The organism is Glutamicibacter sp., assembly GCF_050701915.1.
GTDB lineage: Bacteria > Actinomycetota > Actinomycetes > Actinomycetales > Micrococcaceae > Glutamicibacter.
In genome coordinates this window covers 1-13,355 of record NZ_JBOGEG010000011.1, presented here as the reverse complement: position 1 = coordinate 13,355, position 13,355 = coordinate 1, and the positions used below count along the sequence as shown (strand labels likewise).

At 65.2% G+C, this 13,355-nt stretch carries 13 protein-coding genes; all 13 read left to right on the top strand.

Going from position 1 to position 13,355, the window contains the following annotated elements:
- The 13 genes from ACRDT3_RS08780 (at nt 1) to recA (ending at nt 13,338) form a co-directional block, all read left to right on the top strand.
- Nucleotides 1–1,296 carry an opine metallophore biosynthesis dehydrogenase gene (locus ACRDT3_RS08780; RefSeq protein ID WP_431492621.1) on the top strand — a complete coding sequence of 432 codons (1,296 nt, stop codon included), beginning with the start codon at nt 1–3 and terminating at the stop codon, nt 1,294–1,296.
- Nucleotides 1,293–2,549: an MFS transporter gene (locus tag ACRDT3_RS08775; protein ID WP_431492620.1), complete on the top strand. Its 1,257-nt coding sequence runs from the start codon at nt 1,293–1,295 to the stop codon at nt 2,547–2,549. Before ACRDT3_RS08780 ends, ACRDT3_RS08775 begins: the two co-directional genes overlap by 4 nt.
- 17 nt (nt 2,550–2,566) lie before the next feature.
- Complete coding sequence (locus ACRDT3_RS08770) at nt 2,567–3,652, top strand: FecCD family ABC transporter permease (RefSeq protein ID WP_431492619.1); 1,086 nt, start codon at nt 2,567–2,569, stop codon at nt 3,650–3,652.
- A 30-nt stretch (nt 3,653–3,682) separates the two neighbouring features.
- Complete coding sequence (locus ACRDT3_RS08765) at nt 3,683–4,480, top strand: ABC transporter ATP-binding protein (protein WP_431492618.1); 798 nt, start codon at nt 3,683–3,685, stop codon at nt 4,478–4,480.
- Nucleotides 4,481–4,558: 78 nt separating this feature from the next.
- On the top strand, nt 4,559–5,962 hold the full coding sequence (gene mtr / locus ACRDT3_RS08760; protein WP_431492617.1) for a mycothione reductase: 1,404 nt from the start codon (nt 4,559–4,561) through the stop codon (nt 5,960–5,962).
- 95 nt (nt 5,963–6,057) lie between these two features.
- Complete coding sequence (locus ACRDT3_RS08755) at nt 6,058–6,519, top strand: hypothetical protein (RefSeq protein WP_431492616.1); 462 nt, start codon at nt 6,058–6,060, stop codon at nt 6,517–6,519.
- A 135-nt stretch (nt 6,520–6,654) separates the two neighbouring features.
- Nucleotides 6,655–6,906: a hypothetical protein gene (locus ACRDT3_RS08750; protein ID WP_431492615.1), complete on the top strand. Its 252-nt coding sequence runs from the start codon at nt 6,655–6,657 to the stop codon at nt 6,904–6,906.
- A gap of 94 nt (nt 6,907–7,000) precedes the next feature.
- The gene (locus tag ACRDT3_RS08745) at nt 7,001–9,997 is read left to right on the top strand and encodes a DNA translocase FtsK 4TM domain-containing protein (RefSeq protein ID WP_431492614.1); all 2,997 of its coding nucleotides are present in this window, start codon (nt 7,001–7,003) and stop codon (nt 9,995–9,997) included.
- 5 nt (nt 9,998–10,002) lie between these two features.
- Nucleotides 10,003–10,605: a CDP-diacylglycerol--glycerol-3-phosphate 3-phosphatidyltransferase gene (gene pgsA, locus ACRDT3_RS08740; protein ID WP_431492613.1), complete on the top strand. Its 603-nt coding sequence runs from the start codon at nt 10,003–10,005 to the stop codon at nt 10,603–10,605.
- 10 nt (nt 10,606–10,615) lie between these two features.
- On the top strand, nt 10,616–11,098 hold the full coding sequence (locus ACRDT3_RS08735) for a CinA family protein (RefSeq protein WP_431492612.1): 483 nt from the start codon (nt 10,616–10,618) through the stop codon (nt 11,096–11,098).
- A gap of 196 nt (nt 11,099–11,294) precedes the next feature.
- Nucleotides 11,295–11,708, top strand: a complete 414-nt coding sequence (locus ACRDT3_RS08730) for a helix-turn-helix domain-containing protein (RefSeq protein ID WP_431492611.1) — start codon at nt 11,295–11,297, stop codon at nt 11,706–11,708.
- Between the two features lie 111 nt (nt 11,709–11,819).
- On the top strand, nt 11,820–12,044 hold the full coding sequence (locus ACRDT3_RS08725; RefSeq protein WP_431492610.1) for a DUF3046 domain-containing protein: 225 nt from the start codon (nt 11,820–11,822) through the stop codon (nt 12,042–12,044).
- A gap of 241 nt (nt 12,045–12,285) precedes the next feature.
- On the top strand, nt 12,286–13,338 hold the full coding sequence (gene recA / locus ACRDT3_RS08720) for a recombinase RecA (RefSeq protein WP_431492609.1): 1,053 nt from the start codon (nt 12,286–12,288) through the stop codon (nt 13,336–13,338).
- The last annotated feature ends 17 nt before the right edge of the window (nt 13,339–13,355 follow it).

Below are 13,355 nucleotides of genomic sequence, written 5' to 3'. Positions count from 1 at the left end.
ATGGACGAACTAGGAAATATCCTCATTGCCGGAACCGGACCGGCCGGGGTGCAAAGCGCCGTGCTGCTCGGAGCGCTGCCCGGGGAACTGGGCATCGCGGGGCGCGCCTCGCGGCGCTCGGCCGCCTTCTTCGCCGCGCTGGAGGCCAACGCCGGCACCGCGCGGGCCCAGGTGCAAAACCCTTCCCATGGCGCACTGGCCGGGCAGGTGCGCATCGAGCACCGCTACCGCGGCTACCAGCAGGTGCGCGGCGGTTGGGACACCCTGGTGCTGGCGGCCACCGCCGACGCCTACCTGCCGGTGCTGCGCGAATTGCCGCCGGCCGTGCTGGAATCCCTGGCGCGGATCGTGCTGCTCTCGCCCACGCTGGGCTCGGCGGCACTGGTGCGCGAATTCGCCCGCCGCAGCGGCGCCGACCCGGAAATCATCAGCTTCTCCAGCTATCTGGGGGACACCCGGCAGGTGGAGGGGGCCGGCGGAGCGCTGGTGCTGACCGCCGGAGCCAAGGCCCGCATCTACGCCGGCTCCACCGGCGGGGCCACGCCCGCGCTGCAGCGGCTGCGTGCGGTGCATGCCGCAGCCGGAACCCAGGTGCAGCTGGTGGGACTGCCGGTTGAAGCCGAAGCACGGAACATGTCGCTGTACGTGCATCCGGCCCTGTTCTTCAACGAGGTGGCGCTGCGCGCAGTCTTCGCTCCCGCCCCGCCCGCCCAGTACGTCTACAAGCTCTATCCCGAAGGCCCGGTCACCCCGGCGCTGATCCACTCCATGGCCGAGGCCTGGCGGGAGCTGTCGGCCATTACCGCCGCGCTGGGCGGGCAGCCGGTCAACCTGCTGGCCTTCATGCTCGATGACGGATATCCGGTGCACCCCCAGAGCATCGACCCGGCAAAAGCGGCCGGATTCGAGCAGCTGCCGGCCATCGAGCAGGAGTACCTGCTCTACGTGCGCTACGCCTCGCTGCTCATCGACCCCTTCTCGCAGCCCGACGCGCAGGGCCGCTATTTCGACTTCTCGGCCATCGCCTTCCGCCCGGTCTTCCAAAATGACCAGGGCGAATGGGATGTGCCGCGGATGCCCAAGGAAGACTACTACCGCACGAAGATCATCGCCGGCCTGGCCCGGGAACTGGCTGTGCCCTGCCCGATGATCGACTCGATGCTCGCCGCCTACGAAGAGGCCCTGGTGCAGGCCGCCTCGGCCCGGGCCGGACAGGAGATCTCAACGGCCTTCGCGGTGCAGGATTTCGCCGAAGACCTGGGCATGATCAACGCCGGAATAGGGAGCGCCGCATGAGCCAGCCAGAAGTCGAAACCGCCCACCCGCTGCCCAGCGAGCGGCGCATCATCGCCGAGATCTGGCCGGCGCTGCTGGCCTCCGCGCTGGGACTGCTGCCCTTCACGGTGCTCAGCACCTTCCTGGTGCCCATCGCCGACTGGGCCGGGGCCGGCTATGCCGAAACCGGCACCCTGCGCGGGCTGGCCGGCATCGGCGCGGTGCTCGCCGGGGTAGCGCTGGCCCCGCTGATCGGGCGCATCGCCCCGGGCACCATAGCCGCCGCGGCACTGGGGCTGATGGGCTTGGCAGCCGTCGTGGGGACATTCTCGGGCCTGGCCGCGCTGGCGGTCTTCTGCCTGGCCACCGGCGTGTCCAACGCGCTGCTGTACCCCGCGCTGTCCACCGCGGCCGCGGACCGCTTCGGCACCACCCCGGCCGCGGGCCGGGCAGCCACCTTGGTGATGACGGCCCAGACCCTGGCCTCCACGGTAGGCGCGCCGCTGCTGGTGCTGCCGGCCCTGTTCTGGGGCTGGCAGGGAAACCTGGTCGCCATCGCCGCGATCAGCATCGCCCTGATCCCGGCGGTGCTGCACTATGGCCGCCGCGGCGCCGGGCAATCCGGTCCAGCCGGTGAAACATCGGCACCGGCCCGGCTGGGCTACCTGGCTGCCTTCCGCACCCTGGCTGGCGTGCCCGGCGCCCGGGCGCTGCTGCTGGTCTCCTTCGGCCGCGCCGGCGCCTTCATGGGGCACCTGGCGTTCCTCGCCCCGCTGTACGCGGAGAAGTTCGCGCTGACCGCCAGCTGGTTCGCCTTCATCTGGTCGGTCAGCGGCGGGGCCTTCTTCCTCGGCCACCTGCTGGCCGGGCGGATGCTCAATGCCGAGGATTCGCAGCGGCGCACCCGTGCCGTGATGGTCCTCAGCCTGGGCATTTCCCTGGTGGCGCTGTTCGGTGTCTACCTCTCACCGGTGCTGCCGCTGGCGGTGGCCAGCACGGCGGTGCTTTCGGCCAGCCACGCGGTGGTCTCGGCCGCCGTGATGAGCCTGCTGGTGAGCCGCTGCACGCAGGTGCGCGGCACCGCGCTGAGCCTGAACGCGGCCGGAATGTCCCTGGGCTTGTTCCTGGGCACGGCGGCCTCCGGAGCGGCGCTGGCCGCCGCCGGCTACCTGGCCGCCGCTGCCGTGCTTGGCGCATTGACCCTGATTGCGCTGGCTGCCGCACTGAGCCTGCGCACCGATTCCATTGGCGAAACTCCCGAAAGGCAACCATGACCCCGTTGGAACCTGCATTGGCAGAACCCCTCGAACCGCTGGCCTGCCCCGGCGATGACCTGGGCCATGACCGGCGGGCCCGGCACTCGTGGCTGTGGATCGCCGGGCTGCTGGCCGCGCTGCTGCTCACCTTGCCGGTGGCCGTAGGACTCGGCCCGGTGTCCATCGAGCCGGGCACCGTGCTGCAGATCCTCAAAGCGCACCTTTCCGGGGTATCCGCACCTGGTGCATTCAGCGCCACCGATGAGTCCATCGTCCTGCTGCTGCGTGTGCCGCGGGTGCTGCTGGGCGCCGCAGTCGGCGCCGGGCTGGCCCTGGCCGGGGTGGCGCTGCAGGCGCTGACCCGCAACATCCTGGCCGAACCCTACCTGCTGGGCGTGACCTCCGGGGCCTCCACGCTCTCGGCGGCCTCGATCCTCTTTGGCGCCACTGCCGGCATCGGCACGGCCTCGCTGGCGACAAGCGCCTTTGCCGGCGCGCTGGCCGCCGGGATCTTCGTCTACCTGCTGGCGCGGGTCGGTTCGGAGATGACTTCCACCCGGCTGGTGCTGGCCGGGGTGTCCGTGGGCTATGTGCTGCACGCGCTCACCTCGCTGCTGATCTTCGCTTCGGATGATCCCAATGCGGGCCGTTCGGTGCTTTTCTGGACGCTGGGTTCATTGGCGCAGGCAACCGGGCAATCGGTCATGATCACCTGGATCGTGGTGCTCGGGACCGCCACGCTGCTGGCCTATTGGTCGCGGCCGCTGGACGCGCTGGCCATTGGCGATGGCACCGCCCAAGCGCTGGGAATATCGCCAGCCAAGCTGCGTGCGGCCGTCATGGTCGTGACCGCGGTGTGCGTGGGCGCGCTGGTCGCGTCCTCCGGCGGCATCGGGTTCGTCGGGCTGGTGATTCCCCACGTAGCACGGCTGTGCGTCGGCTCGACGCACCGCATCTTGATTCCGGTAGCCGCCCTGCTCGGCGCGATCTTCCTGGTCTGGGCCGATGTGCTGGCCCGAACTGCCATGGCGCCGCAGGAATTACCCCTGGGAATCGTCACGGCATTGCTCGGCGCCCCGCTGCTGTTCGCGCTAGTACGCAAGCTCAATGCGGCTCAATAAGAACCAAGGACCTGGAGGAAGGCAAGAACCATGATTACTGCTACAGATATTTCCGTGGGCTATGGCGGAAAGCTGGTCATTGAATCGGCAGGGCTGCAGGCGGGCCCCGGGGAAGTCGTGGGGCTGATCGGCCCCAACGGCAGCGGCAAATCCACCCTGCTGCGCACGCTCTATGCGGCGCTCCGGCCCACGGCGGGGCTGGTGCTCGTGGACGAGCGCCCGGTCACCGAGCTGCGCGGCAACGAGCTGGCTCGCAGGATTGCTGTGGTGGCCCAGGAAACGCCCACCGAGCTGCCGGTCAGTGTCGCCGAAATGGTGCTCCTGGGCAGGGCTCCGCACCGCAAGGCGCTGGCCGCCTTTGCCCGCGAGGACCACCAGGCAGTTGCCTCGGCGCTGTCCCGGGTCGGCGCCCGGCACTTGGCCGACCGCCGCTACTCGACCCTGTCCGGCGGCGAAAAGCAGCGCGTGCTGGTTGCCCGGACATTGGCCCAGCAGGCCGAGCACTTGCTACTGGATGAACCCACCAACCACCTGGATATCCGCTACCAGCATGAGCTGCTGCGCATGGTCGGGGAACTGGGAACCACTACGGTGGTGGTGCTGCACGATTTGAATCTGGCCGCCCGCTACTGCAGCAAGCTGGTCATGCTGGCCAACGGCGGGGTCATCGCTTCGGGGACGCCCCAGGAAGTGCTGAAACCTGAACTTCTGCTGCAGGTCTACGGGATCAACGCGGAGCCGGTGCTGGTGAACGGCATCGTGCAACTGGTCTTCAGCCTGGCTGATGAGCCAGAGCTGCAACATAGTGGCAGTAAAGTGCCCGGATGATAGCCTGCCCGGTAGGCAAGCAATGGCCAAGCGCCTGCCTGCCGGGCCCCAGCATTGACCGTGAAAGGTACCCCTGCCATGACGTCTTCCGCCGCAATCGAGGCAGACAAGCACTACGATCTGATCATCCTCGGCACCGGTTCGGGCAATTCCATCCCCGGCCCGGAATTCGATGGCAAATCCATTGCCATCCTCGAGAAGGGCGCTTTCGGCGGTACCTGCCTGAACGTCGGCTGCATCCCGACCAAGATGTATGTCTATGCCGCCGACGTTGCCCTGGAAACCAGGCACTCGGCAAGGCTGGGAATTGACGCCCAGGTCAATTCCGTTCACTGGCCAGGCATCGTGAGCAGGGTCTTCGATCAGCGCATCGATCCCATTGCCCAGGGCGGCGAAGACTACCGCCGTGGCGGGCAGACGCCGAATATCGATGTCTACGACCAGCACGCGCGTTTTGTCGGCGAGCGCACGCTGCGCACCGGGCAGGGAACAGAAACCAGGACCATCAGCGCGGACCAGATTGTCCTGGCCGCCGGTTCGCGCCCGTTCATTCCGCAGGAAATCATCGATTCGGGCGTGGCTTTCCACACCAACGAAGACATCATGCGCTTGGCCCGCCAGCCCAAGTCCATCGTGATCATTGGCGGCGGCTACATTGCCATGGAGTTCGCCCACGTCTTCGAAGCGCTGGGCACCAAGGTCACCATCCTGGCCCGCTCCGAGCTCATGCGCCAGCTGGACGCCGATCTGCGCGAGCCATTCAACCAGATGGCCGCAGAACGCTATGACGTGCGCAAGGGCAGGACCGTGATCAGCGCCGTGCAAGAGCGCGACGGGGTGGTGCTGACCCTGGATGACGGTTCCACCGCCAGCGCAGAAGTGCTACTCGTGGCCACGGGGCGCATCCCCAACGGCGACCAGCTGGATTTGGACCGGGCAGGCATCGATTCCGTGGACGGCCGGGTCAGCGTGGACGAATACGGCCGTTCGGCATCCGCCGAAGGCATCTGGGCGCTGGGCGATATTTCCTCGCCATTCTTGCTCAAGCATGTGGCCAACGCGGAAATGCGCGCAGTGCGCCACAACCTGCTGAACCCGCAGGACATGAAGAAGATGCCCCATGAGCACGTGCCAGCGGCGGTCTTCACCCACCCGCAGATCGCCTACGTCGGATTGACCGAGGAAGAAGCCCGCGAGGCAGGTCATGCCATTACCGCCAAGGTGCAGAAGTACGGGGATGTGGCCTACGGCTGGGCGATGGAAGACAGCACCGGTATCGCCAAGCTCATCGCCGACAAGGAAACCGGCAAGCTGCTGGGCGCGCACTACATGGGCCCGCAAGCTTCAACGCTGATCCAGCAGATGATTACGGTTATGGCCTTCGGGCTGGATGTGCGCGAGGTCGCCACGCAGCAGTACTGGATTCATCCGGCCTTGCCGGAGGTCACCGAGAACGCACTGCTCGGCCTGGACTTCTCCTAGCGCCGGCCTTGCGGTCCGGCAGCGAACGGATGATAACTGGCAGCTGAAACCCAAAGGCAGTAGCAAATAGTGCCTAGTCGTCCTAGGCTGGTGCCATGAATGGGAAAACTTCAAGGACCGTGGCCTCGATGACCCGAAGCATGTTCGCGATCGCAGCAGGTCTGGGCATGGTCCTGGGGATGCTGGCGGTGCTCTGGATGTTCTGGCCGATCCGCGAGCACGGCTATGGCAGCAGCCCGGGAGACCTCGGCATCCCCTTGGCATACGGCGCGGTTGCCGGAGCGCTGATGGGACTTGTCTGCTGCAGCGGTGCGTATGCGGCCATTGAAATCCAGGCCATGGGACACCAGCCGGCCTCAGCTGCCAGGCAATCGGCCGCTGCCGGGATCGGAGCGGTCCTCGCGGCCCTGCTTCCGGCGTCGGCCATTGCCGCGCTGGGCCTGGGCGAAATCGATCCGGCCCCGTTCCTGGGCACGGCCCTGGGGTTGCTGGCAGTGTGCTTTGCTTCCGGATTCGCCATCCTGGCTGGGCTCAACCGCTGCGCAGCCCGCGGCTGATCCCATCCGGTTTCCGCGGCCAGGCGCTGGCTGGCTCCTGGCTGGAAGCTGCTGGCAGTGCAGGGAATGCTGTGGCACTTTTGGACGTAGGCGCTTGGCCCAAGCGCCCGGGACGGAAGCAGACCAGGAGTGAAAATGAAGTTCAAGAGCCATTTCGCCGCATGCGCCGTGGCCGGCATGCTGGCCACGGCGGTAGGGTTGGCCGGTATCCCGGGGGCCCACGCCAACGGCACGACCTATACCCAGGAGGTCTCCAGCGCCGAGACCTGCGCCATGATGGAATCCGCCACGGTGGATGCCTTCAAGGCTTCCGGGTACGAAGTCAGCAGCCACACCTGCGTGGAAGGCAATGGCCGCTACACCTTGGTGATCGAGTACGCGCACTAGCTCCCTGGCGCCACGTGACGATTATCTAGCTGCTGCACCCCGTGCAGACGTGTAAATTCGGGGCGGATCCAGCCTATGGCGATACCCTTGGAGTATGGCCCCACGTACCCAGTCTCAGGGGACGAAGAAGACCGCGGCGCGCAAACCCAAGGCGTCCAGCTCCTCGTCCTCCAAGAAAACGCCCGAGAACCCGGATGCGGAACTCGCCCTGCCGTTGCGCGCAATACGCAGCGTGTGGATGGGCATTGCCCGGATCTTCGGCGGCGCGTTCCGCCGCATCGGCGGAACCGTCAAGCCTGACTACGAGCTGCGCCGCGACGGCACCGGACTGTTCCTCGCGCTGATTTCGATCATCGTCGCGATCATCGAATGGTGGGGCCTGCGCGATGCGGGCTGGTTCGGCACCGGCGTGCACGCGGTCGCCGGCGGCACCCTGGGCTTCATGGCCGTGCTGCTACCGGTCATCTTGTTCATCGGCGCCTTCCGGCTCTTCCGCTACCCGGAAGCGGTCACCGCGAACAACCGCATCGGCATCGGCCTGCTGATCATGACGCTCTCCGGCTCGTCCATCGCCTCGCTGGCCAACGGCTCGCCAGCGGTCTCCGACGATTTCCAGGCGCTCTGGAATGCCGGCGGCATGGCCGGATCCATCCTGGGCACCCCGCTGGGCCTGCTGATCTCGGTCCCGGGCGCCATGGCCGTGTTCATCTTCCTGGTGATCATGTCCATCCTGATCGTCACCGCCACGCCATTCACGCAGATCCCTTCGCGCGTGCGTTCGGGCTACAACCGCCTGCTCGGCCAGGACCCGGAGGCACCGCGTGCAACCCGCGCAACTGCCGCAGCGGAACTCGATCCAGCCGGCGAGGACCATGACCAGTCCTACCTCTACCCGCAGGACGAGGCTCCGGCCCCCGCTCCCAGGAAGAAGAAGCAGGGCTTCTTCGAACGCCGTGCCGCGGCCGCCCGCAAGGTCACCGAAGTCTACGACGTGGACGGCGGCGAGCACTCTGATCGCCCCGGCGATGTCGCCTACGACAAGGCGGTCATCGGCCAGGATGATCCAGCCGAGCCGTCCACCGGCGCGATGCCTGCCATCAACCGCAACTCCGGCAAGATCTTCGACGCCGACGAGGCTGCCACCCAGGCCATTGCCCGCCCGGACTTCGATGGGGGCAGTTCCGCCGCCCCAGCCCAGGAAGACACCGCCACGGTTGCCATCCCGAAGCCCTCCGGTCCTCCGCCGGGGGTCAAGCGCCCGACCAAGGCCGAATCCGAGATGGCCGAGATCATGGCCAATATCGGGCTCAAGGCCGAACCCGAGGCCACCACCTCCGCGATGGACCAGGTCTCCTCGCGCGCCGCCGGGCTCTCCGCATCCCCGCAGGCGCCGATCCCGGCACGCAGCGAGCAGCTGCAGCTCTCCGGCGATGTCACCTACACCCTGCCCGAGGAGCACTACCTTCCTGCCGGCCCGCCGGCCAAGGAAGCATCCGAGGCCAACCAGGTGGTGGTCGACGCGCTGACCAACACCCTGCAGCAATTCAAGGTCGACGCGAAGGTCACCGGGTTCTCCCGCGGGCCAACGGTGACCCGCTACGAGATCGAGCTGGCCCCGGGCACCAAGGTGGAGAAGGTCACCGCGCTGTCCAAGAACATCTCCTACGCGGTGGCTTCCTCGGATGTGCGTATCCTCTCGCCGATTCCGGGCAAGTCCGCCATCGGCATCGAGATCCCGAACACCGACAAGGAAGTCGTGGCGCTGGGCGATGTGCTGCGCAGCTCCAATGCCCGCAAGTCCGAGCACCCGATGGTGATGGGCGTGGGCAAGGACGTGGAAGGCGGCTTCGTCGTGGCCAACCTGGCCAAGATGCCGCACCTGCTGGTGGCAGGCGCCACCGGTGCGGGCAAGTCCTCGTTCGTGAACTCGATGATCACCTCGATCCTGATGCGCTCCACCCCGGATGAGGTGCGCATGGTCATGGTCGACCCCAAGCGGGTGGAGCTGACCGCCTACGAAGGCGTGCCGCACCTGATCACCCCGATCATCACCAACCCGAAGAAGGCAGCCGAGGCGCTGGGCTGGGTGGTCCGCGAGATGGACACCCGCTACGACGATCTGGCCAACTTCGGTTTCAAGCACATCGACGACTTCAACAAGGCGGTCAAGGCCGGCAAGGTGCACCCTCCGGAGGGTTCCAAGCGCGTGCTCAAGCCCTACCCGTACCTGCTGGTGATCGTCGATGAGCTCGCCGACTTGATGATGGTCGCGCCGCGCGATGTGGAAGAGTCCATCGTGCGCATCACCCAGCTGGCGCGTGCCGCCGGCATCCACCTGGTGCTAGCCACCCAGCGCCCCTCGGTGGATGTGGTCACCGGCTTGATCAAGGCCAACGTGCCCTCGCGCATGGCCTTCGCGACCTCTTCGGTCACCGACTCCCGCGTGGTCCTGGACCAGCCGGGAGCGGAGAAGCTGCTGGGCCAGGGCGACGCCCTGTTCCTGCCGATGGGCACCTCCAAGCCGATGCGCGTGCAGGGCGCCTGGGTGACCGAATCCGAAATCCACCGCGTGGTCGAGCACGTCAAGAGCCAGCTGAAGCCCGAATACCGGGAAGACGTGATCCCGGCTGCCGAGAAGAAGAAGCAGATCGATGAGGACATCGGCGACGATCTGGATCTGCTGCTGCAGGCGACCGAGCTCGTGGTCACCAGCCAGTTCGGCTCCACCTCGATGCTGCAGCGCAAGCTGCGCGTGGGCTTCGCCAAGGCCGGGCGCCTGATGGACCTGATGGAATCGCGTGGCGTGGTCGGCCCTTCCGAGGGCTCCAAGGCCCGCGATGTGCTCATCCAGCCCGATGACCTGCCCATGGTCCTGGCCGCGATGCGCGGGGATGACCCGGCGACCAGCACCCCGTCGGCCACCGAGGCTGCGCTGGTGGCCGAAGCCAACGTGAACCACGCCGAGCCGGTCACCGACTATGCCGAGGACCTGGTTGCCAAGGATCTGGAAGATCGCCCGCAAGCCGTCGACTACTTTGACGGCTCCGACGAACCCGGCGAAGACGCCTGGGACCTGACAGGAAGAAACTGATACCCATGAGCGAGCAAGCTGGCCGCAGTGCCCAGCCACCGGTACCGACGCTGAACATTGCCAACGTGCTCACTACCATCCGCATCATCATGGTGCCCTTCTTCGTGTGGGCCCTGATGGCCGACGACCACGAGCAAGGCCTGTGGCGCTGGGTCGCGCTGGGACTTTTCGTCGTTGCCATGTACACCGACAAGCTCGACGGGGACCTGGCGCGCAGCCGCGGGCTGGTCACCAACTTCGGCAAGATCGCAGACCCGATCGCCGACAAGCTGCTCACCGGTTCCGCGCTGGTTTGCTTCTCGATTCTGGCTGAGCTGCCTTGGTGGGTCACCATCGTGATCCTGGTGCGCGAATGGGGCATCACCTTGCTGCGCGTGGTGGTCATCCGCTACGGCGTGATTGCAGCGAATATGGGCGGCAAGATCAAGACCGTGCTGCAGGCGATCGTGATCGGCCTGTACCTGCTGCCTTACACCCACACCATTGATTGGCTGGGCACCGTGGCGTGGTACCTGATGCTGCTGACCCTGGCAGTCACCGTGGTCACCGGACTGGAGTACCTGGTCAAGGCCGGCCAGCTGGTAGCAGCGTCCAAGAAGCAGAAGTAGGGCCGGCGCCATGAAGCCCAAGGCACCCGAGGTTATCGCCAAGGCCATTGAAGGCGCAGTGCAGCTGGCCACGGCCGAATCACTGACCGCTGGCATGATTGCCGCGCGCCTGGCCGAGGTGCCCGGTGCCTCGGCGGTGCTGCGCGGGGGAGTGGTCAGCTATTCCTCCGCGGTGAAGGCATCGCTGCTGGGCGTCGATGAGAAGCTGCTTGCCGCCAATGGATCGGTGGATCCCGAGGTTGCCCGGCAGATGGCTGTAGGTGCGCAGCGTGCCTGCGGCGCAGACGCGGCGATTTCTGCAACCGGAGTCGCTGGCCCGGACCCGCACGATGGCAAGGCGGTGGGAACCGTGTATATTGGGTGGGCCATGGGCGCTGACTCTGGATCCGAGGTTCACCACTTCGTGGGAGATCGGGCACAGATCCGCGAGCAGAGCACCCTGGCGGCGCTTCACCAGTTCGCTGCCATCTTGGATAAAGCTTCTTCACAGTAAGACGCGAAATACTCTTCTTCCCGAGATGTTACGCAAAAATCATGGTGAATGTGGCGTAGGTCGCATTTAAGTGATTAGGGTGAACGTACGGGAACAAAATCGTATGACCTGTCGTTGTACGAATTGTAGGGCCGCAAGGATGGCCCCCGTATTTGATTAGATCTTCGAGATGGACCTAGGAGCAGAGGCTAAATTCATGGTCAAGCAACCCGTAACTGTCAATGGTGTCGTCCGTTGGCGCGATATGGGAGAAGCCCATATGGTCCAGCCCGAGAAGGAGGAGCACAAAATGGTAGTACTCCGTCATGAAATCGGCGATGTTCTGCGCGACGTCCGTCAGCGCCAGGGACGTACCCTTCGCGAGGTTTCGCATAGCGCACGAGTTTCCCTTGGCTACCTGTCCGAGGTTGAGCGTGGCCAGAAGGAGGCCTCTTCGGAGCTGCTCTCCTCGATCTGCGTGGCGCTGGAAATCCCATTGTCCTTGATGCTCCGTGAAGTATCCGAGCGCGTTGCCCTGGCAGAGGGTATTGCGATCCCGGATACCGTCCCTACGGATATGGCCAACGAGTTTGCCGCCAAGAGCAGCAGCAAGCCATTGGCCTCGGTCTAGAACCAAATTTTTTAGGGCTACCGCTACTCAGTAATCGAGACTGCCGGCAGCCGTGCAAGGAGCCTGCGCGAAATGCGTGGGCTCCTTGCCTATGCGTGGGAGAATAATTAGGTGAAAATCAGCGATTTCTGGCGCAATATGGAAAACGAGTTCGGCTCGCGGTACTCCCACGTGCTGGCCGATTCCATGGCCCTTACCGAACTTGGCAGTCTCACCGCCGCGGAGGCACTGAACAGGGGCGTCAAGCCCAAGCAAATTTGGGAAGCCCTGTGCCGGGCGCAAGATATTCCGGCCGAACGCTGGCTTGGCGTGGATATCGAGCCAAAGGAATCGTAGGGATTTCGTTCGAAGATCCCGGCTTCGAATCTTCGAACACGCCGTGTTGAATTTCGAACACCTGTTCGGATAGGGTTATCCTAGAAGCAACGCAGGAAACTGCACCAAGAACTTAAGCACTGAGACTGTCCACACTTCAGGGCTATCGGAGTCCAAAGTGTCGGTGGGCAAGCATACTGTCTATTGCAGGACAAAATTCATGAGCAAGTACGTAGCAGGCTTGCAAGAGCAAAGGTGAACCATGGCAGCAAAAAATGATCGGGAAAAGGCGCTAGAGGCTGTCCTGGGCCAAATCGACAAGGCCTACGGCAAAGGCTCGGTCATGCGCCTGGGCGATGAAACCCGCGCACCCATTGAAGTAATTCCTACCGGTTCTGTCGCCTTGGATGTCGCCCTTGGCATTGGAGGCCTGCCACGCGGCCGCGTGGTGGAAATCTACGGCCCTGAGTCTTCGGGTAAAACCACGGTTGCCCTGCACGCAGTCGCCAGCGCGCAGAAAGCCGGCGGCGTTGCGGCATTCATCGATGCCGAGCACGCGCTTGATCCGGAATACGCCAAGAAGCTGGGTGTCGACACCGACGCGCTGCTGGTCTCCCAGCCGGATACCGGCGAGCAGGCCCTGGAAATCATGGATATGCTCGTGGGCTCCGGCGCGCTGGATATCATCGTCATCGACTCCGTGGCAGCACTGGTTCCACGCGCCGAAATCGAAGGCGAGATGGGTGACAGCCACGTCGGCCTGCAGGCTCGACTGATGTCCCAGGCCCTGCGCAAGATCACCGGCCGCCTCTCGGCCTCGAAGACCACCGCAATCTTCATCAACCAGCTGCGTGAAAAGATTGGTGTCTTCTTCGGCAGCCCGGAAACCACCACTGGCGGCAAGGCGCTGAAGTTCTACGCTTCGGTGCGTATCGATATCCGCCGCATCGAGACCCTGAAAGAAGGCACCAACGCGGTCGGCAACCGCACCCGCTGCAAGGTCGTCAAGAACAAGATGGCTCCTCCTTTCAAGCAGGCTGAGTTCGACATCCTGTACGGCCACGGCATCTCCCGCGAGGGTTCGCTCATCGATATGGGTGTCGAGCACAACCTGGTCAAGAAGTCCGGTGCCTGGTTCACCTACGACGGAGATCAGCTGGGCCAGGGCAAGGAAAACGCCCGCCGCTTCCTGCGCGACAACCCGGATCTGGCCGACGAACTCGAGCGCCAGATCCTGCAGAAGCTCGGCGTCCTGCCAAAGGAAGAAGTTGAAGAAGACGAGACCGAACTGCGAGTCGTCGAGGGCGATAAGTAGTGGCCCCAGGCTTCCAG

Bases quoted from the DNA above. Each gene is read 5' to 3' on its own strand.
- ACRDT3_RS08780 (WP_431492621.1), top strand. From the start codon at position 1: ATGGACGAACTAGGAAATATCCTCATTGCCGGAACCGGACCGGCCGGG.
- ACRDT3_RS08775 (WP_431492620.1), top strand. From the start codon at position 1,293: ATGAGCCAGCCAGAAGTCGAAACCGCCCACCCGCTGCCCAGCGAGCGG.
- ACRDT3_RS08765 (WP_431492618.1), top strand. From the start codon at position 3,683: ATGATTACTGCTACAGATATTTCCGTGGGCTATGGCGGAAAGCTGGTC.
- mtr (WP_431492617.1), top strand. From the start codon at position 4,559: ATGACGTCTTCCGCCGCAATCGAGGCAGACAAGCACTACGATCTGATC.
- ACRDT3_RS08755 (WP_431492616.1), top strand. From the start codon at position 6,058: ATGAATGGGAAAACTTCAAGGACCGTGGCCTCGATGACCCGAAGCATG.
- ACRDT3_RS08750 (WP_431492615.1), top strand. From the start codon at position 6,655: ATGAAGTTCAAGAGCCATTTCGCCGCATGCGCCGTGGCCGGCATGCTG.
- ACRDT3_RS08745 (WP_431492614.1), top strand. From the start codon at position 7,001: ATGGCCCCACGTACCCAGTCTCAGGGGACGAAGAAGACCGCGGCGCGC.
- pgsA (WP_431492613.1), top strand. From the start codon at position 10,003: ATGAGCGAGCAAGCTGGCCGCAGTGCCCAGCCACCGGTACCGACGCTG.
- ACRDT3_RS08735 (WP_431492612.1), top strand. From the start codon at position 10,616: ATGAAGCCCAAGGCACCCGAGGTTATCGCCAAGGCCATTGAAGGCGCA.
- ACRDT3_RS08730 (WP_431492611.1), top strand. From the start codon at position 11,295: ATGGTCAAGCAACCCGTAACTGTCAATGGTGTCGTCCGTTGGCGCGAT.
- recA (WP_431492609.1), top strand. From the start codon at position 12,286: ATGGCAGCAAAAAATGATCGGGAAAAGGCGCTAGAGGCTGTCCTGGGC.